The sequence below is a fragment of the Bradyrhizobium sp. JYMT SZCCT0428 genome, from assembly GCF_018131075.1.
In the GTDB taxonomy this organism is placed as follows: Bacteria; Pseudomonadota; Alphaproteobacteria; order Rhizobiales; family Xanthobacteraceae; genus Bradyrhizobium.
The window spans coordinates 126,369-146,046 of sequence record NZ_JAFCLS010000002.1; the positions used below are offsets into that span (position 1 = coordinate 126,369).

The 19,678-nt window shown below is 61.4% G+C and carries 17 protein-coding genes and 1 pseudogene; 10 read left to right on the top strand and 8 right to left on the bottom strand.

The window, feature by feature from the left end:
• Positions 1-606 precede the first annotated feature (606 nt).
• The gene (locus tag JQ575_RS02455; RefSeq protein WP_212031704.1) at positions 607-1,626 is read left to right on the top strand and encodes a helix-turn-helix transcriptional regulator; all 1,020 of its coding nucleotides are present in this window, start codon (positions 607-609) and stop codon (positions 1,624-1,626) included.
• A 43-nt stretch (positions 1,627-1,669) separates the two neighbouring features.
• Here JQ575_RS02455 and JQ575_RS02460 read toward each other — a convergent pair.
• Positions 1,670-3,322, bottom strand: a pseudogene (locus JQ575_RS02460) (EAL domain-containing protein); the annotation flags it as partial.
• Positions 3,323-3,973: 651 nt separating this feature from the next.
• On the opposite strand from JQ575_RS02460, the gene JQ575_RS02465 reads away from it, so the two are divergent.
• Complete coding sequence (locus JQ575_RS02465) at positions 3,974-5,719, top strand: ATP-binding protein (RefSeq protein ID WP_212031706.1); 1,746 nt, start codon at positions 3,974-3,976, stop codon at positions 5,717-5,719.
• Positions 5,720-6,052: 333 nt separating this feature from the next.
• Here the strand turns inward: JQ575_RS02465 and JQ575_RS02470 are convergent, their stop codons facing one another.
• Positions 6,053-7,390: a carboxymuconolactone decarboxylase family protein gene (locus JQ575_RS02470; protein ID WP_212031707.1), complete on the bottom strand. Its 1,338-nt coding sequence runs from the start codon at positions 7,388-7,390 to the stop codon at positions 6,053-6,055.
• Between the two features lie 105 nt (positions 7,391-7,495).
• Between JQ575_RS02470 and JQ575_RS02475 the strand changes: the two genes are divergently transcribed.
• From JQ575_RS02475 to JQ575_RS02510, 8 genes are all read left to right on the top strand, one after another.
• The gene (locus JQ575_RS02475) at positions 7,496-8,425 is read left to right on the top strand and encodes a LysR family transcriptional regulator (RefSeq protein ID WP_212031708.1); all 930 of its coding nucleotides are present in this window, start codon (positions 7,496-7,498) and stop codon (positions 8,423-8,425) included.
• A 214-nt stretch (positions 8,426-8,639) separates the two neighbouring features.
• Positions 8,640-9,218 carry a peroxidase-related enzyme gene (locus JQ575_RS02480; protein WP_212031709.1) on the top strand — a complete coding sequence of 193 codons (579 nt, stop codon included), beginning with the start codon at positions 8,640-8,642 and terminating at the stop codon, positions 9,216-9,218.
• A 131-nt stretch (positions 9,219-9,349) separates the two neighbouring features.
• On the top strand, positions 9,350-9,688 hold the full coding sequence (locus JQ575_RS02485; protein WP_212031873.1) for a hypothetical protein: 339 nt from the start codon (positions 9,350-9,352) through the stop codon (positions 9,686-9,688).
• A 180-nt stretch (positions 9,689-9,868) separates the two neighbouring features.
• Positions 9,869-10,162: an acyl carrier protein gene (locus tag JQ575_RS02490; RefSeq protein WP_192740419.1), complete on the top strand. Its 294-nt coding sequence runs from the start codon at positions 9,869-9,871 to the stop codon at positions 10,160-10,162.
• Positions 10,163-10,171: 9 nt separating this feature from the next.
• The gene (locus JQ575_RS02495) at positions 10,172-10,645 is read left to right on the top strand and encodes a 3-hydroxyacyl-ACP dehydratase FabZ family protein (RefSeq protein ID WP_212031710.1); all 474 of its coding nucleotides are present in this window, start codon (positions 10,172-10,174) and stop codon (positions 10,643-10,645) included.
• Positions 10,638-11,840 carry a beta-ketoacyl-ACP synthase gene (locus JQ575_RS02500; RefSeq protein WP_212031711.1) on the top strand — a complete coding sequence of 401 codons (1,203 nt, stop codon included), beginning with the start codon at positions 10,638-10,640 and terminating at the stop codon, positions 11,838-11,840. The genes JQ575_RS02495 and JQ575_RS02500 overlap by 8 nt, the downstream gene beginning before the upstream one ends.
• Before the next feature lie 103 nt (positions 11,841-11,943).
• Positions 11,944-13,221: a beta-ketoacyl-ACP synthase gene (locus JQ575_RS02505; RefSeq protein ID WP_212031712.1), complete on the top strand. Its 1,278-nt coding sequence runs from the start codon at positions 11,944-11,946 to the stop codon at positions 13,219-13,221.
• A gap of 82 nt (positions 13,222-13,303) precedes the next feature.
• On the top strand, positions 13,304-14,239 hold the full coding sequence (locus tag JQ575_RS02510; protein ID WP_212031713.1) for a lipid A biosynthesis lauroyl acyltransferase: 936 nt from the start codon (positions 13,304-13,306) through the stop codon (positions 14,237-14,239).
• A gap of 277 nt (positions 14,240-14,516) precedes the next feature.
• Here JQ575_RS02510 and JQ575_RS02515 read toward each other — a convergent pair whose 3' ends face one another.
• The 6 genes from JQ575_RS02515 to JQ575_RS02540 form a co-directional block, all read right to left on the bottom strand.
• Positions 14,517-15,197: a hypothetical protein gene (locus tag JQ575_RS02515; protein ID WP_212031714.1), complete on the bottom strand. Its 681-nt coding sequence runs from the start codon at positions 15,195-15,197 to the stop codon at positions 14,517-14,519.
• Between the two features lie 152 nt (positions 15,198-15,349).
• Positions 15,350-16,270, bottom strand: coding sequence for a threonine/serine dehydratase (locus JQ575_RS02520; RefSeq protein ID WP_283842574.1), 921 nt, complete (start codon positions 16,268-16,270; stop codon positions 15,350-15,352).
• Between the two features lie 137 nt (positions 16,271-16,407).
• Positions 16,408-17,514, bottom strand: a complete 1,107-nt coding sequence (locus JQ575_RS02525; protein WP_212031716.1) for a polyamine ABC transporter substrate-binding protein — start codon at positions 17,512-17,514, stop codon at positions 16,408-16,410.
• Positions 17,515-17,519: 5 nt separating this feature from the next.
• Complete coding sequence (locus JQ575_RS02530) at positions 17,520-18,689, bottom strand: aminotransferase (protein WP_212031717.1); 1,170 nt, start codon at positions 18,687-18,689, stop codon at positions 17,520-17,522.
• Positions 18,690-18,710: 21 nt separating this feature from the next.
• On the bottom strand, positions 18,711-19,040 hold the full coding sequence (locus JQ575_RS02535; RefSeq protein WP_212031718.1) for a rhodanese-like domain-containing protein: 330 nt from the start codon (positions 19,038-19,040) through the stop codon (positions 18,711-18,713).
• A 169-nt stretch (positions 19,041-19,209) separates the two neighbouring features.
• The gene (locus JQ575_RS02540) at positions 19,210-19,662 is read right to left on the bottom strand and encodes a GNAT family N-acetyltransferase (protein WP_212031719.1); all 453 of its coding nucleotides are present in this window, start codon (positions 19,660-19,662) and stop codon (positions 19,210-19,212) included.
• Positions 19,663-19,678: the final 16 nt, after the last annotated feature.

A 19,678-nucleotide genomic window follows, 5' to 3' on the forward strand; every position in this document is an offset into this window, starting at 1 on the left:
TCTTGCTTGAGTTGCTGTTGCTGCCAACTGGAGGGCACTACAATTATCGCCAATGCCGGTGAAGGCGTCAGGGTAAGGCAGGTTGAGTGGGCTAACGCGCAGAGCATTCCGTTGGCAGCGTTAGCCAGATCGATGAAGCGGGTTCTTGTTGAGCGCATTGGCGACCCTTTTTCTTATTACAGCCGCTCGCGTCGTGGTTGCGCACGGCAGACGTAGATCAGTCAGCCCCTCTTCCCTTTTCCGCGCGATTGTCGTGCGCAGTGCATTGGCGCACAGTCTCCGTCTCTTCAAAGGCTTACGAGGCGCGAAGTATTGGCACCCTTGCAAGCTAGATGAATCTCGAAGCGATGTGATGTGCAGTTTGTGCCAATCTGCAAAGGCGCAACTTCAGGCTTAATGCAGAACTTCGCGAATCGATCAATGCATTGATCGAACTGCATGCCGTTCTGTTCAAAACTTTAGACAAATATTCTCATCGCGACAGCAAGCGTGCGCAAGCCTCCTTGCAACCGAGCGAGACCTGACCGACGAAATTCATTGTGAGCGCGCTGGAGTTGTGGCTAGATCGAGTCGGGGATGGGGGCATCGAATGGGGGATGCCGAACCATGAGCGGGCAGCTTGCGGTCAACACCTGCAGTCTGGACAGCTTCGAGGGCCTTCACAACGCGATCAGAGGGTCGCATGTCGAGGTGACGCAACTCGGCCGTGGAAAGTTTCAAGGCTCATTGAGCCACGTCGGGATTGGAGACTTCTCGCTCAGCATCGGCTCGTTCTCCGTCGGCGTTCGAACCCAACGCGTTTCGACCGACGACAAGCTCGTTATCGGGATGCTGCTCAATGCCAGCGACCGGGTCACCCACTGGTCGTTCGACATGCGCCCGGCGGACGTCCTGATCATGCCTCCCAGTACCGAGCATGATGGAATTTTCCATGGCGCCGCGGCGTATGCCGCGATCCGCCTCGATCTTGCCGAGGTCCCGTCGCTATTCAGGGGCGAAGCAAGATTGAGCGACCCCGCCGCATGGCTCACTAAAAATGTCTATCAGGCAGATCCTTCGATCGGCATGGCGGCGACACGGCGATTGCCCCTGATCATTTCCCGTCTGGCGCGTCAGCAGACCGCCTTGTCCGATACCGTCGCCGATTTCTGGAAGCGCTCGATCATCGACGCCGTGACCGGAACCATCGTGCAATCGCTACCGCCTGACACGAGAGGGCTTTTGCCCTCGGCGATACAGTTGGTCGGGAAAGTCGACGACTATCTCGAAGCCGCCGGCCTTCGCCCCGTGCACGTTTCCGAAATCTGCGCTCACCTCAACGTGTCGCGACGGACTCTGCATCGCGCATTCTACGACGTTTTTGGTTTGGGACCGATATCGTTCCTGCGTCACAAGCGGCTGTGCGCCATTCATTCCGTTCTGAGGGAAAGCGATCCGACGACGGTCACCGTCGCGCAAGTGGCGATCCGGCACGGCTTCATCGAGCTTGGACGCTTCTCTCACTACTATCACTCGCTGTTCGGGGAGTATCCATCGGAAACGCTTGGCGGCCGCGGGTTTCGCACGCGCAAGGCGATCGATCAAAATACTTCCGAACAGATTCCGATCGGGCTTAACACCAATTAACTGGATCGCTTCCGCGAAACCGGCCGGCGTCAAATTGCCGGATTCAAGCCGCGGATACCACCTTGGCGCGGTGCGAGAGCAACAGCCGCCGGATCTCCCCGGCTGTTATCGCGGGGCTGAACAGAAACCCCTGTATCTCGGTGCAGCCGAGAATGTACAGCAGATTTCGCTGCTGTTCGGTCTCGACGCCTTCCGCTGTCGTCGTCATGTCGCTCGCGGCCGCAATGTTCACCACCGCCTGGACGATCGACGACGAAGCGCCCGCGCCGGCCAGATCCCTGATGAAGGAGCGGTCGATCTTGATCTTGTCGAATGGAAACCGCTGCAGATAGCTCAGCGAGGAATAGCCGGTGCCGAAATCGTCCAGCGCGATGCGTACCCCCAGCTTGCGCAACTGATGCAGCATCTGAAGCGCGCCGTCGTCGTCGCGGATCAGCACCGCCTCGGTGATCTCGAGCTCGAGTCTGGATGCGGCGAGGCCCGAGGCAGCAAGGGCCGCCGCGACGTTGAGCGCCAGCGTCTGGCTCCGGAACTGAACCGGTGAGACGTTGACAGCGACGCGGACCTCCGCCGGCCAGTTGGCAGCCTCGGCGCACGCCGTGTTGAGCACCCAGTGACCGAGTTCATTGATCAGGCCGGTCTCTTCCGCGACCGGAATGAACTCCGCGGGCGAGATCATGCCGCGTTCGGGGTGGCGCCATCGCAGCAGCGCCTCGCAGGAGGAAACCATGCCGTCCTCGAGATTGAGCACCGGCTGATAGTAGGCCTCGAGGCCGCCATCTGATATCGCCTGACGCAATTCGAGTTCCAGGGCTCGTCGCGCCTTGGCGCGGGCGTCCATGCCGACCTCGAAGAAGCGGTAGGTCCGCCGGCCGTCGCCTTTGGCGCCGTACAGCGCGAGGTCCGCGTTCCGGAGCAACTGGTCGAGATCGAGCCCATCTCCGGAGGCAAGCGCGATGCCGATGCTGGCATCTGTCGTGATCAGATGGCCAGCGCACGCGAACGGCGCCCTGATCGCCGCGTAAATTCCTTCAACAAGTTGAGTGGTTTCGGCCTGTTTCTTGATACCGGTTTGAATCACGGCGAACTCGTCACCGCCGAGCCGCGCCGCGACATCTGTATCCTTCAGACACAAGCGCAACCTTTCGCCTACGCCCTTGAGCAACTCATCGCCGATGGCATGGCCGAGGGCATCGTTGACGCTCTTGAATTCGTCGATGTCGATATAGAATACCGCCAGCTGTTCGCCCGGTCGGACCGCCTTCAGCGCCTGTTCAAGTCGCTCGCGAAACAGGAGCCGGTTGGGCAGGTCGGTCAGCCCGTCATAATGCGCCAGATGGGCGATTTTCTCGTCAGCGCGGGTGCGTTCGGTGATGTCCTCGATCGTGGCTACCCAGCCACCCGCATTCAGCGGCCGGTTGACGATCTCGATCGCCCTGCCGCCCGGCGCTTCCGTGAGTTGCCGCGTGGCTTTGCCGAGCGACACGGTGCGAATGATGGCATTGCAGAACGCGTCGACATCGCCGTCAAAGGATCCGGTTTCTTTGCGGTGTTCGATCAAGCGATGCATCGTGCAGCCGGGCTTCGCGACATCCGGCGACAGGCCAAACATATCAATATAGGGCTGGTTACAAATGACGATGCGTGCCGATGCATCATAAAGAACAAGACCTTGCGGGATATTGTTCACGGCAACTGTGAGCTGGCGCCGTTCCGCCGCGAGCCGCTGGTCGGACAATCGATGGCGCCTCTGCAGCAGAGCGACGACGAGTGCGAGGATCACGACGAGGGCAAGCAGTACGCGTTCGCGAAGCTCCCACGCCGATGTCGCCATCCCAGCCAAGATCGCCACCGCGATCAGGACAGCACAAAGCGCCAGGCGCCTCACCGTCCCGGTCTTCTCTACAGGCTTCGCAGAATCGCCCGGCATGCCGCTATCGAAAGTCACCTGGTCCGTCCCAGCGTGACATCGTTACGCACGACAAATGGAAGGCGGGTTACAACATGCGGTTAGCAATCGGTTACCGCGATACGCGGACTGATACTTGATCTCGAGTCCAGTACCGGACGTTGCCGGCCCCCGATCCAATCCGGGCCTCTCCCCCGACGTGGTAAACGAATGGTTAATCCAGAGCCGATCGCACGTGCGCGCACAAATGCAGAAAAGCGCTGATTTTCCTGCACAACTGGCGCGTTGTGGCCGTGGCAGGCGCCTGTTGCAAAACGAAGCCCGAGCGGGATGCGACAGATTTAGCCAATCTGGAACGACGCCGGTTTAACCGTTTCGCTAGTCCCGGCCGCCCATAATGCGGCCAGACCAATTTCATGACATGCCAGGTTCAACATCGTGACATCCTTCGGACGTGTGATTTCGGTGCGCGGCTCCCTCGCCCGGGTCGGACTTCTTGCGGTAAGCCAGATGGCTACCTCGGAAGTACGCGCCACTGTCGGCCGCTTCATCAGCATCCGCTGCGCAACTTCCACCATCGTCGCCATGATCACCGACGTAACCTGCGAGGATCTGCCGAGCTCCGATAATTACATTGCCAGCGCGGGCGTCGACCTGCTCGGCGAAATCCTCGGCGGCGATCGCCCGAAATTCCAGCGCGGCGTCACCAACTATCCGACCATCGGCGATGCCGTCGAGCTGATCACCAATCAGGAACTCCGCACGGTCTACGCGCCGACCGGATCAGACCAGATCAATGTCGGCACGCTGCAACAGGACCGCTCGGTCATCGCCTATGTCGACGTCGAGGAAATGCTCTCCAAGCATTTCGCGGTGCTCGGCTCCACCGGCGTCGGTAAATCGACCGGCGTGTCGCTGCTGCTCAACGAAATCCTCAAGTCGCGGCCGAACCTGCGCATCTTCCTGCTCGACGTCCACAACGAATACGGCCGCTGCTTCGGCGACCGGGCGTTGGTGCTCAACCCGCGGAACCTGAAACTGCCGTTCTGGCTGTTCAATTTCGAGGAGATCGTCGACGTGCTGTTCGCCGGCCGCCCCGGCGTGCCCGAAGAGCTCGATATTCTCGCCGAAGTCATTCCGATGGCGAAGGGCATCTACACCCAATACCAGAACGCCGACCGCGTCGGCCTGAAGCGGATCGATCCCAAGGCGATCGGCTACACCGTCGATACGCCGGTGCCGTATCGCCTGGTCGATCTGATTTCGCTGATCGACGAACGGATGGGCAAGCTGGAAAACCGTTCGTCGCGCATCATCTATCACAAGCTGATTTCGCGCATCGAGACCGTGCGCAACGATCCGCGCTACACGTTCATGTTCGACAACGCCAATGTCGGCGGCGACACCATGGCGGAAGTCATCAGCCACCTGTTCCGCCTGCCCGCCAATGGCCGGCCGATGACCATCATGCAGCTCGCCGGCTTCCCCGCCGAAGTCGTCGATTCCGTGGTGTCGGTGCTGTGCCGCATGGCATTCGATTTCGGCCTCTGGAGCGACGGCGTCTCGCCGCTGCTGTTCGTCTGCGAAGAGGCGCATCGTTACGCCGCCGCCGACCGCAATATCGGCTTCGGCCCGACCCGCAAGGCGGTCTCGCGTATCGCCAAGGAAGGCCGTAAATACGGCGTCTATCTCGGCCTGGTCACGCAGCGTCCGGCCGAACTCGACGCCACCATCATCTCCCAGTGCAATACGCTGTTTGCGATGCGCCTTGCCAACGACCGCGACCAGGCGCTGCTGCGCTCGGCCGTCTCGGACGCCGCCGCCAATCTGTTGTCGTTCGTGCCCTCGCTCGGCACCCGCGAAGTGCTGGCCTTCGGCGAAGGCGTGGCGCTGCCGACGCGGCTGCGCTTCAAGGAGGTGCCGATCCACCAGTTGCCGCGCAGCGAGGCCACGATTGCGACCGCGCCGTCGGTCGCCGCCGGCCACGACATGCATTTCGTCAGCGCCGTGCTGGACCGCTGGCGCGGCGCAACCTCGCATCGCGACGTTCCCAACGATCCCATGATCAACGAACGGCCGGCCGCACGAACGCTGGAACCGCGCCCGATCGAGGCGCCGATGCTGCAGCCGTCGCTGGGACTTGATCCCGACCGATTCTCGCTGTTGAAGAAACCGCTGCGCTAACGGCGCTGCGGTGCCGCGAGGCGATGGGTTTCCCAAGCGTTCAACCCATTGGGGCTGATCGGACAGGCGAAGGCCGACCCGGCACCCTCCAAACCAAAATATCGAAAACAACCCCATGCAAAGAAAGGAACCCTATGGAAACAAAAGGGGTTCGCTGGCAGGGATGCTGGCCCACAAAAACATTTTGACACGTCGGGCAAATCACCGGCACTACTGCATCATCACGCAATCTGCAAAAATCATCGTGCGGCGATCCATCATTTCATTTCTTTCTAATTTCCAGTCTACAGCTCGGTGGTGGAAGATGCTCTTGGACTGCTGCCCACTTGCTGGTTAGCCGCGCTTGGCGAACTCCTCGGTTGCGATGCGAACTGCCTGCTGCGTCGTTGGATAGCCGCAATAGGCGGTTAGGTTTATGAGCGTTTCCAATACCTCTTCCCGCGTCGCGCCGACGTTCAAGGCGGCGTTGATATGCACGCGAAGCGGAATCTCGGTCGTGGCAGACCCAATGGCCGCCAGCGCCGCGCAGGCGCTGAGTTCTCGGGACTTCATGTCGATGCCACTCCGTGAAAATATCTCGCCATAAGAATGCTCGACGATCATTCGGCCGAGATCCGGGGCGACATCATCGAAACTGCGGACCACGGCATCGCCCGACGAACCGGAGGTTTTCGCAAGGGTCGCCCGGCCGCGTTGCAACCGGTCGGTGCGGCTTTGGGTCTCAATCGGTAGGGCTATATCCGCCCCCATCCCTTGCGATCCGGCAGCGAAGACAGTTTTGGCGACGGAGAAAGCGTTGAGCGCTGACGGGAAACCCCGATAAACGCTAAGCTGGATCAGTACTTCGATGATTTCCTCCCGCGTCACGCCGTGGGCAAGCGCACCCGCTATATGAAGTCGGAGCGTGGCCGCGCGATTGCCGCTGGCCGCAAGGATGGCGATAATGGCGAGCAGCTTGGCCTTCTGGTCGAGGCCGTCGCGCGCCAGCATCTCGCCAAAAGCGAATTCGATGGAAAGTCGGGCCAAGTCGGGTGAGCCGGCGGCAATGCCGTCGAAATAGGCCTGCACATCGCCGCCACAAAGCCGTTGGATTGCCGCCAATCCGGCCTGTCCGCGAGTCCGCCCATCGTCCGCAGCAGGTTCGATTGGTTCGAACGTGATCTTTCGCTCGGCGAACACGGCGCGAACGATGCCGATCGCGGTGATGGTGGGCGGGAAGCCGAGCAGCGCGACCGACACAAACATCAGCTCGACGAGTGCCCTGGGTTCGCCGCCGGCGTTGAGGAAGCCGGCCATATGAAACTTCAACTGAGGCTGGGCGCTTCCGTCGGCAAGGAGCATTGAGATAGTGCACAATTGTCTTAGCGGCAGTTCGAGGCCCGGACGCGACAGGACGTCTCCATAGGGATACTCGACAGTGAAGCGTGACAGGTCAGCGGATATCTCCGCGAGACTGTTGATCGGTCCGTCGAAGTTCTCTCCGCCAATCCGGCGCAAGATTCCGATCCCGCGCGAAAAACGATCCTCTTTGGATGTTTCGGTCATGGCATAGGCTTTCTGACTGATCGCAGCGAGCAAACCTGCCGTGGCGAAAAGACCTGCCTCAAATAGACTACGGCGAGATCTGCCTGTGCGTTGCATCTCCACTGCTGCGGTAGTGCGATGTGACATCGGCAATCTCTGATTTTAAGCGTCCTGAACTGACGGGATGATGATCTTGGGAAGACAATCACGCATAGCTCGCAATGAATCCAATTCATATATATTATGGTCGTTATGAAGGTTCTTCATTTACACAGGATCGATCTCAACCTCCTCGTCGTGTTCGATGCGCTCATGGCCGAGGAACACGCCACGCGAGCGGCCGAACGGATAGGCCTCACACAGCCGGCGGTAAGCCACGCCCTCAATCGCCTGCGCGCTCTGTTCAGTGATCCACTATTTGTCCGCTCGCCGCGTGGCATGACACCGACGCCCGCGGCTCTGGAGGCTGCTCCGGCGATCCGATCCATCCTTGAGCAAGTTGAAGGTGTCCTGCTTGGCGGCCGGGTATTCGATCCGAAAGAAAGCACACGGCAATTCGTGCTTGGCCTATCGGACTACGCGGCTTTCGTGCTTCTGCCGCGCCTGACGGAGCGCTTGGAGCGGGAGGCCCCCGGCGTGGCGCTCATCGTGCGCAACACCAGCCGAGGCGTCGGCCTCCCGATGCTTGATGACGGGATAGTCGAACTGATTGCCGGAAACTTCCCAGTGCCGCCCTCGCATATGCGCGAGGAACTGCTCTACGAAGAGGATTTCGTTTGCGCTGGCCGGGTCGGAAATCCTGCGCTCGACCGTTCGCTGGACCTCGAACGCTATCTTTCGCTCCGTCATCTTCAGGTGTCGATGAAGGGTGAGCCGCACGGCTATGTGGATGCGGTTCTGCGCGGCAAGAACTTGAAGCGAAACGTAACGGTCACCGTCGGTCACTTCCTGATGGCACCGCATCTAGTCGGCACATCCGACCTCGTGGCAACGGAGCCTCGGCGTTTGTTCGGTCCACTCGCCGGGAGATTACCCCTTCAGCTCTCGCCGCCGCCGATCGATATCCCGTCGTTTCGAGTGGTTCAAGCTTGGCATGCGCGAAACGATGCTGATCCTGGACACAAATGGCTGCGGCAGGTTGTAAGAGAAATCGGACAGTTGGTGGACTGCACCCATAAGTGAGACACGGTAATTTCTGTGACAGGTTATCCTGGAGGGAATTAGGAATTACGGAGACAGCGAACCCACCTGCCGGGATCAAGTCCGGGCATATAGCTCAGCAGGAGACGCTGTGTTTTGACGCGCTTTCTCGAAGCGGTATCCACTTCGCTCGAAAACGCTCTATATGGTTCAGCCATCAGCGCCGCATCACGCGGCCAGAAGCCGGAACCATTCCATGACGCAGCCTGTTGCAAAGCGATTTCCTACCCCCTCCCTCGACAAGCTGCCGGAAGATATCCGCACCCGTATCCTTGCCGTGCAGGAGAAATCGGGCTTCGTCCCCAATGTCTTTCTGACGCTGGCCTACCGTCCCGACGAATTCCGTGCGTTCTTTGCCTATCACGATGCGCTGATGGAAAAGGACAGCGGCCTGACCAAGGCCGAGCGCGAAATGATCGTGGTGGCGACGTCCAGCGCCAACCAGTGCCATTACTGCGTGATTGCCCACGGCGCGATCCTGCGCATCCGGGCGAAGAACCCTGTCATCGCCGACCAGATCGCCGTCAACTACCGCAAGGCCGACATCACACCGCGCCAGCGCGCCATGCTCGACTTCGCCATGAAGGTGAGCCAGGAGGCGAACACGGTTTCCGAACAGGATTTTACCGAGATCGCCGGCCACGGATTCTCCGACGACGACATCTGGGACATCACGGCGATCTCCGCGTTCTTTGCGCTGTCGAACCGGCTGGCCAACGTTACCGCGATGCGGCCGAACGACGAGTTCTACATGATGGGGCGGCTGCCGAAATAGCCACGCGGTCGTCAAGCGCAGGTTCCATGAGACTCTGCGGGGATGGGCCTGCGTGGATGCGCACCAACATTTTATGTTGGAAGCACGGCCGGCATGCTAAACAGTACCACAACCTTTGCGGACCGACTGCAGTGAAGCCCCAGCTGCCCATACAAAGGGATGACGAGCACGTCGTGGTCAAATTCCGGCCGCGCACCTCGGCCCATCCCCCCAGCCGGCGGGAAGAGCCCGCCGCGGCCAATGCCGAACCTGCGGCAAACGATCTGTCCCGCTACGAACGCTCCCGTGACGAACCGGACGACTTCCGTCATCGCATGCTGGCCAACATTGCGGCCCTGGCCTTCACGATGGCGCTGACGGTGATCGGTATATGGCTCGCGATCAGCATTGCCGATCTGCGCAAGACCCAGGATTGCGTGCTGATGGGACGCCGGGACTGCGCCCGGATTTCCGCGATGCCGCACAGCTAGAAGGCAGGCCTAAACGGCCGTTTTTGCCTATAAATCGGTCCACGGTGGGGTTGCCAACCTCCATTGAACTCAGGGCTGCGCTCCGATATACGGGCACTCGACTCCGGCCGGGGGAAAAACGCCGCGCCCGCCTCCTCCTAGCCGTCCCGGATTTATCTCCAGTATATCAAAGGCTTAATGATGTCTTCTACATTCGATCAGATCGCCAACATTATCGCCGAGACTTGCGACATTCCGCGCGACACGATCAAGCCGGAGAGTCACGCCATCGACGATCTGGGCATCGACAGCCTGGACTTTCTCGACATCGCCTTTGCCATCGACAAGGCGTTCGGGATCAAGATGCCGCTCGAAAAATGGACCCAGGAGGTCAACGACGGCAAGGCCACGACCGAACAGTACTTCGTGCTGAAGAACCTCGCCGATCGTATCGACGAACTGGTCGCAGCCAAGAACGCGGGCACGGGCGCGTAACCGCCCACCATGAATCTTGATTATTTCCAGCTGATCGATCGGATCGTCGACCTCAACCTCGGCGAACGGACGATTGTGGTCGAAGCCCAGGTTCCGGAAAAGCACACCATTTTCGAGGGGCATTTCCCCGGCTTTCCAATCATGCCCGGCGTCCTGCTGACCGAAGCGATGGCGCAGAGTTCAGGCTGGCTTTTGCTCGGCGTGTTGAAGTTCGAACGCATGCCGTTCCTGGCCATCGTCAAGGAAGCCAAGATGCGGGGTTTCGTCAGTCCCGGTCAGTTGCTGACGATCGAAGCCAAGGTCGAGCACGAAGGTTCCGGCTTTGCGGTCACCAAGGCCAAGGGCCGCATCGGCAAGGAATTGAAGTGCAGCGCTGAAATAACCTTCGGCCTTACCCCATTCCCCGACCCTGCGTTTCGCGTCCACATGGACGCGATGGCCGAAAAGATCGGGTTCCCCATGCAGGTGCTGAAGCATGACTGAACCCACGGCATCGCCTGCCAAGGAAGTCTGGATCACCGGTATCGGCATCGTGTCCTCGCTCGGTGAGGGACTGGACGCGCATTGGGATGCGCTGAACCAGAAGCGCATCAATGTCGACGACAAGCGCTTCGCGCCTTACATCGTCCATCCCCTCGCCCCGGTCAGCTTCGACGCCCAAATCCCGAAAAAGGGCGACCAGCGCCAGATGGAAGCCTGGCAGCGCATCGGCACCTATGCCGCCGGGCTGGCACTGGATTCCGCCGGCGTCAAAGGCAACCAGGAAATCCTGGGACGGATGGACATGATCGTGGCCGCCGGCGGCGGCGAGCGCGACATTGCGGTCGACCTCGCGATCATGAACGCCGACGCCAAGGGTAATTCGAGTCCGGCCTTCCTCAACGAACGGCTGATGAATGATTTGCGGCCGACGCTGTTTCTGGCCCAGCTCTCCAACCTGCTCGCCGGCAACATCGCCATCGTCCATGGCGTGTCCGGAACCTCGCGTACCTTCATGGGCGAGGAAGCAGCCTCCATCGATGCGGCACGGATCGCGCTGGCGCGGATCGAATCCGGGCAGAGCGAGATCGCGCTGGTCGGCGCCGCGCATAATGGCGAGCGCCCCGATCTGCTGATCCTCTATGAATTCGGCGATTTCAATCTGACCGAGAAATACGCCCCGGTGTGGCAGCGCGACGACAAAGGCGGTTTCGCGCTCGGCTCCGCCGGCTGCTTCCTGGTGATGGAATCCCGCGAGCACGCCGAAGCCCGCGGCGCCAAGCCCTACGCCCGGCTGACCAAGGTGGTCGCCGACCTCGCCCAGCGCAAGCAACCCGGCGCGGTGACGAAATCGCTGGAAGCGCTGTGGCCGAAGCTCGGCGTCACCGGCGATGCCGGCAACCTGATTACCGGCGCGACCGGCGTCGGACCGGTGACGTCGGAAGAAAAGGAATTCCTGCGCCAGCATCCCGGCTTTGCCGTGCGCGCGACCGGGACGATGTTCGGCCACACGCTGGAAACCCAGTTTCCGCTGGGACTGGCGCTGGCGGCACTGTCGCTGTCGCGCGGCGCGCTGTTTCCGCCCAACGATCCGACCGGGCTCGAGGTTGAAAAGCCTGGTGTGCCGGACCAGATTGTGGTGCTCGGGGCCGGTCACTGGCAGGGCGAAGGCATGGCGCTGGTCGAGGCCATCAAGTAGCGCGTGATCCGGAACCATATCGCTGTTCGGGCGGGATCACGCCGAGACCATGAAATGAGCGCGCGAGCGCTTGCAGTTGCGGCGCAGCATCGACGGGGGAAACATGTCAGCACCACGCGATAAATTCGGCAGGCCGATCGTCGTCGTCACCGGCATGGGCGTCGTGACGTCGCTTGGCGCCGGCAAGAAGGACAACTGGACCAGGCTGACCGCCGGCGAATCCGGCATTCGCACCGTGACGCGCTTTCCGATCGACGGCCTGAAGTCGACGATGGCGGGCACGGTTGACTTCGTCAGTGTCGATCCCGTCTCCTCGACGGGACTGACCGAGCAGCTGGCTAAACTGGCGACCGAGGAAGCGCTCGAACAGGCCGCCATCGGCAGCAAGGCCGACTTCCCCGGGCCGCTGTTCCTGGCGGTGGCGCCCGTCGAGGTCGAGTGGCCGCAGCGGCTGGAACTCGGACGCGCGATCGGAAAAACCGATTTCGGCTATGAGGACATGCTGCGCGTCAGCGGCGGCGGCCGGTTCTCGGCGTTCCATCACCGTTTCATGTTCGGCTCGGTGGCAAGCCATCTGGCCGAGACCTACGGCACCAAGGGCTCGCCGATCTCGCTCTCCACCGCCTGCGCGTCCGGCGCGACCGCGATCCAGCTCGGCGTCGAAGCGATCCGCCGCGGCGACGCCGATGCGGCCCTTTGCGTGGCGACCGACGGCTCGGTCAATCCGGAAGCCCTGGTGCGGTTCTCGCTGCTCTCGGCGCTATCGACGCAGAACGATCCGCCGCAAGCAGCTTCCAAACCATTCTCCAAGAACCGCGACGGTTTCGTCATGGCGGAAGGCGCCGGCGCGATGGTGCTGGAAAGCTATGAGTCCGCAATGGCGCGGGGCGCAAGGATATTGGGCGTCGTCGCCGGCTGCGGCGAACTCACCGACTCCTTCCACCGCACCCGCTCCAGCCCGGACGGCAAGCCGATCATCGGCTGCATGCGCAAGACGCTGGCGGATGCCGGCCTCGAGCCGGAGCAGATCGACCATATCAACGCGCATGGCACCGCGACGCCGGAAAACGACAAGATGGAGTACAACACCACCGCCGTCGTGTTCGGCGATCATTTGCCGAAGATCCCGGTGTCGTCGAACAAGTCGATGGTCGGGCACACGATTTCAGCCGCCGGCGCGGTCGAGGCCGTGTTCTCGCTGCTGACGCTCGAGCATCAGCGGATTCCGCCGACCATCAACTACGAGGTTCCGGATCCGGCCATTTTGTTCGACGTCGTCGCCAATAAAGCGCGAGACGCCCGCGTCACCGCCGTGATGTCCAACTCGTTCGGATTCGGCGGGCAGAATGCCTCGCTGATCCTGACGCGTGAACCGGCCTAGCAGCTGCGTGGCCTCTTGTTTTGACGCGTTTTCTTGACGCGAACCGGTATCCACTTCGCTTGAAAACGCTATCGTAGCCCCCATGAACCGCCTGTTCCTACGCACCAAGGCGCGCCTGCGCGACGCCGCCAAGCCGGCCACAGAAGCCGCCGTGGGCGCGCTGACGATCGCGTTGCTGCGCACCACGCGCTATTTCGATCCGGACAAGACCGCCAATTTCTTCGGCCGCGTCACGCGTTTCATCGGCCGCAGGCTGCGTGAAGACCGGATCGGCCGCGAGAACCTCACGGCCGCCTTCCCGGAAAAATCACCGGAAGAGATCGAGAAGATTCTGGCCGGCGTCTGGGACAATCTTGGCCGCATCGGCGCTGAATTTGCCCATCTCGATCACATCTGGGATTACGACGTCGATCATCCGGACAAGCCGAGCCGGGTCGAATTCGGCGCGCGGACCAAGCAGATCTTCGATCAGCTGCGGGACGACGGCAAGCCGGCGATCATCTTCGCGAGCCATCTCGGCAATTGGGAAATACCGGCGCTCGGCGCCGTCGCGCACGGGCTCGATTGCGTGATCCTGTTCCGGCGGCCCAACAGCGAATCCGCCGATCGCGCGATCGAGCGGATCCGCGCCGTCAAGATGGGCACGTTGATTCCGGCCGGCCGTGAGGCGCCCCTCAAGCTCGCCGAGGCGCTGCAAAACAACCAGCACGTGGCGATGCTGGTCGATCAGTATTTGACCAACGGCGTCGACGTCACCTTCTTCGGCCGCAAGACCAAGGCCAATCCGACGCTGGCGCGGCTGGTGCGCCAGGTCGAATGCCCGATCCATGGCGTGCGCATCATCCGCCTACCCAACCATCGCTTCCGCGCCGAACTCTCCGAAGAGGTCAAGCCGGTGCGCGATGCATCGGGGCAGATCGACATCGCCGGCACGATGCAGGCCGTGACCTCTGTCATCGAGGGCTGGGTGCGCGAATATCCGGACCAGTGGCTGTGGCTGCACCGCCGCTGGCGGTGAGCGATCTGCGGTGGCCTGGCTTAGCCGCCGAACACCAAACCGAGGTTCCACGCCTTCATCGCGACGGTCGCCCCCAGGACAAAGATGATCTGCAGCAGCGTGCGTGTTGAAAAGTACGTAAGGATGTTGGTCATGTGATGCTCCCGGCGGCAGCTATAGAATCTGCCCCGGGCTCCGGCAATAGAAGCGCGACCACATCCGGGATCGTACGGCATTGCCCGATATCGCTTCGCTCATCGGGGCGACGGCTACACCGCCGCTGGCGGCCAGACGGGCTTTAGACGTTGATGTCCGCATAGGCGCCGGCAGCCCCCTGCGGAACTGAATACCCTGTCTGCCGCTGCGCGATGGCCTTCTGCCCTTCCGCCTGCATCGCCTCGAAGGCCGCATCCAATTGCTGGCGTGTATAGCTTGTCGACAGGCTCTGACGTGGCCGCCATGCGGATTGCGTGATCGCTGTGGAAGCCTTCTCGATCGTTCCGCCCACGGCCTTCGCGATACGTTCCGCGCGCGATTGCGCCAGATCAGGGCCACCGTTGAGGCCGGGCGGATCTTGCAGGTCTCCGACCGTTGCCGCGGCGGCGTTCGTCGTCACCGACGACCCGCCGTTATAGAGGGTGGCAACGATCTTGCCGTTGATCTTGACGGTCGCATAGATATTTTGCGGCGCATTGTCGGGCACATCGGTGGCGGCGGCAGAGCTGGCGGCTTGCGTCGCCAACCACATCATCGCCATCCGGTCGCGAAGCTCGGGGTGGTCCTTGATCGAGACGGCCTTCAGTCCAGACGTGTCGAGCTTTTTCAGGTCCGAAACCGGAATGCCCGGCTTCGCTTTTTCCGTTGTGGTGCTTGCATCTGCCTGGGGCACGGGTAACGCGTCGGCCCGCGTCAACACCGTCGTCGATGAGGTTTGCGCGGGACGCAAATAACTCCCGGCACCAGCGATACTCGTAATCATGAATACACCCTTCCACAGCAATTGAGGATGGTTGCAACCACTATGCCAACGCGAATGATTGAAAAGGCTAGCGTCCTCCTTCTCAAACGGATTCGATCACCGGAAAATCTTGCCTACCGGGGCAAGCTTCGCCATGTGCTTTGCGAAGGGTTTTACACATTTCCTCCGCAAGCAATGACCCACACGCGCGAATGCTCGCTGCCGACGGCGCCTCCGAGGACCGCGCCCATTGCCAACGCTCCGCTCGGCTCCGTCCGGATGCCGCATGTCTCGTGGAGCAGCGCCATTGCACCCTGCACAAGTTCGTCGTCGACCGCGCACACCCGGACGTTCGAGCGTTCCAGGATTTCGAATGCGCGCGTCCCAATCTGACGCGAGCGCAGCGCATCGCACATCGTATCCCCTGAAGGCTCGATCCGGACCGGCATCCCCGCTTCGCGTGCCCGGGCATATCGTCGGTGGGTGGCCGGCTCGACAACATAGATCGCAGCGGAAATTGACCGCGACCGCAGCGCAAGAGTTACACCCGCAGCCAGTCCGCCACCGCCGCAGGCCACGACCACCGCATCGGAAGCTGGACTGCTCGCCTCAATAGCGGCTGCCACCTCAGAACCAAGCGTATAGCTTCCCGCAATCATCTCGAGGTCTTCGAAGGCATGCAGGTTACGCCAACCGCGTCCTCGCGCTTCCGCCTGCGCATGTGCAGTCAGCTCCGACCGCTCGGCGATCTTTATCTCAGCTCCGGTTTTGCGCGCCTGTTCCCGTTTGAGATCTGGCGCGTCGCCGGGCACCATCAGACATGCAGGTTTGTTGAGCACCTGAGCCGCCAAACCGACCGCAATTGGAAAATTTCCTGCTCCGGCAGCAACAACACCGCGCTCGGCGTTTCCTACCCCAAGTACGGCACCGCGAAACTTGAACGATCCGCTGCGTTGAACGGTTTCATCCTTGACGTGGATCGTTCGCCCGACCTGTGCGTCCAGCACGGGCGAAGTTCGCAAAGGAGTCTTTAGTGCATGGCGAGCAATGAATTGGAGATCGCCGGGGGACGGAACGACCGAAGGACCAGGCATTAGCGGCAAATGCGAATGAACATCGCCGCTTATCGGGCGAATTCACATCTGTGTCTAATCAGCTGTTGTGACGGTCCGACTTTTCTCGTGAAGGCTGACCCGCAATATTTCGCCGCGCGCGATCGTGCCGGTAGATTCTACTTCCCGGTCTTCACCCGGGTCCAGAGCCGGTTGATGATGCGCTGGGTCGCGGGATCGCGGGCGTTGATCACGAACAGTTTTTTCTGGATCGCCTCATCCGGATAGATGTTCTTGTCATTGAGGATTTTGGGATCGACCAGCTTCTGGCTCGCCAGATTGCCGTTGGCGTAGGACAGGAAATCCGAGTTCTTGGCGGCGATCTCCGGACGGTAGAGGTAATTGATCAGCTCATAGGCTTCCGCGACGTTCTTGGCGTCGGCCGGGATCGCGAGATTGTCGAAGAACATCTGCGCGCCCTCCTTCGGGATGGTGTAGCCGATCTCGATATCGTTTTTGGCCTCCGCCGCCCGGCTGCGCGCCTGCATGATGTCGCCCGACCAGCCGACCACGAAGCAGATTTCACCTGACGCCAGCGCGCCCAGATATTCCGACGAGTGAAACTTCCGGACATAAGGCCTGATCTTCGTGACTAGATCGGCGGCCTTCTCCAGGTCGGCCTGCTTGGTCGAGTTCGGATCGATGCCGAGATAGCTGAGCGCCGCGGGCAGGATGTCGTCGGCTGAATCCAGCATGTGGATGCCGCAGTCCCTGAATTTGGCGAGGTTCTCCGGCTTGAAGACGATGTCCCAGCTGTCGATTTTTGCGTCAGCGCCCAAAATCTTCTGCGCCGTTTTGACGTTGTAGCCGATCCCGGTGGTGCCCCACATGTAGTTGGCGCCGTAATTATTGCCGGGATCGTAGGTCGCGAGTTGCTTCGTCACCACCGGCCAGGCGTTGGCGAGGTTGGGCAGTTTCGACTTGTCGAGCTTGAGGAAAACCTTTGCCGTGATCTGACGCTGCAGGAAATAGCCGGTGGGAACGACGACGTCGTAGCCGGATTTTCCAGCTAGCAGCCGCGTCTCCAGCGTCTCGTTGGCGTCGAAGGTGTCGTAGGTTACCTTGATGCCGGTTTCCTTCGTAAAGTCCTCCAGCACGCCAGGCGCCATATAGTTCGACCAATTGTAGAAATTGACGGTGCGCTCTTCGGCCCGGGCCGGCGACAGCAGCAGGATCGCGGCAACCGCGGCAATGAAACCAACAACGTTGCGGGTCCGCTCGTGCATCTCGTCTACCTCTTCCGGCGATGCACCGCGTCCGACAAACGCTCCAGCGCAGTGTCCAGGGTGGCGTCCTTCTTGGAGAAACAGAAACGCACCACCGACGTCACGGCATCCTGTTCGTAAAAGGCCGACACCGGGATCGCGGCGACCTTGTAGTCGTTCACGATGCGGTGGCAAAATTGCACGTCGGTCTCGTTGAGGCCGAGCGGCGACAGGTCGACGGTGAGGAAATAAGTACCCTGTGATTTGAGGACAGGAAAGCCGATGCTCTCTAGCCCCTTGGTCAGGCGATCCCTGCTCCGCGCCAGCTCCTTGCGCATGTCGTAAAAATACTCGGCCGGCTTGTCGAGACCGTAGGCGACGGCGGCCTGCAAATTGGGCGCCGTCGTGAAGGTGAGAAACTGGTGCACCTTCGCGGCCACGCGCAGCAGCGGTGGCGCGGCGCAGACGAAGCCGATCTTCCACCCCGTCAGCGAAAAGATCTTGCCCGCGCTGCCGACCTTGATGGTGCGGTCGCGCATGCCGGGGATCGTGATCAGCGGGATATGCTCGCGGCCGTCGAAGGTAACATGCTCCCAGACCTCGTCGCAGATCGCAATGGTGTCGAACTCCTGGCAGAACCGTGCCAGCAATTCGAGGTCCTCGCGCGGATAAACTACGGCGGCCGGATTGAGCGGGTTGTTGAACAGCACCGCCTTGGTCTTGTGATTGAAAACGCTGCGCAGCATCTCCTCGTTGAGCCGCCAGTCCGGCGGCTCAAGCCGCAACAACCGCGGGATGCCGCCGGCCTGCCGGATGATCGGCAGGTAGCTGTCATAGACCGGCTGGAAGCAGACGACTTCATCGCCGGGCTCGACCACGGCCAAAATGGAAGACGTCAACGCCTCGGTGCCGCCGGACGTCACCATCACTTCGCTCATCGGATCAAGCGAGAGGCCGTGCCAGCGTCCATAGTGAGACGCGATCGCCTGCCGCAGTTCCGGAATGCCCATCATCGACGGGTATTGGTTATAGCCGTTGATCGACGCGTCCGCGGCGGCGCGCCTGATATCCTCAGGCCCGGGATCATCAGGAAAACCCTGGCCGAGATTGATGGCGTTGTTGTCGCGCGCAGCTTGCGACATCGCCTCGAAGACGGTGACGGGAAGGTCGGCGAAGACCTTGTTCATGGAGGTCATTTTTTCAAAGCAGTCCCTGAATCAGCCGCCGGCCTTGGTCTGCAATCCCGCAGCCTTCCAGCCAATGATGCCGCCCGCCAAATGCTTGTCATAGGGAAGCCCCGCGGCCTGCGCCGCCAGCGACGCCGTCACCGAGCGCTTGCCGGAGCGACAGGCGAAGACCACCTGCTTGCCCTTGGGGTCCGGAATGGCGGCCGGATCGAACGACTGCAGCGGAACCACCACGGCGCCAGGATAGGCTTCCACGGCGACCTCGTTCGGCTCGCGCACGTCGACGAGCAGATAGCGTCCCTCCGCCATGCCCTTTGCGACATCTTCCGCCGTCAAATCGTGCACCTGATGGTCCGCCACTTAAAATCCTCCCGACATCCTGCTTTGAGGGGTCCCGCCCGCCAGCCGGGCGCCAAACTCGCCTCTGTCGCGGCGAAAATCAAGCGCTGCGAACGGTTTAATGGATGACCAGAAATGGGCCACACGGCCACCATCGCATGGCGCCATTTATTCTCTCGCGGCGGTGTTTTCAGGGCAGAAGTTGCCTTGCTATCGGCCAGGCCCCGACGGGCGTTTGCGGACCGGTCACCCTGTACCCCCGTCGCAGGTAGAATCCCTTGGCATTTGTGCTTGCTTCGGCGCGAACCACCGCAAAGCCGCGTCGACGCATCAGCGCTTCGAGCCGGTCAAGTAACCCGGCGCCGACGCCCTGCCCGGCATATTCGGGGGCCGTGTACAGCCCCTCAAGGACGTCGCCGTGGATGGCGCCCCACCCGGCCACGACGCCGTCCAGTTCGGCAATCCATATTTCCAGGTCGCGAAGCTTCCGCTCCATTCCGGCAGGCACGAGCTGCCTCGCCCATGCCTCGGCGTCATCGACCGGCATTTTCGGCGGCGCCAGTTCAAGGATCGATCGTCGCCTCACCTCGAACAGAAGCGCAGCGTCGTCGAGCGTAGCCAAGCGGTGAACGGCAGCAGCCATGTGAAGTGCGATCCCG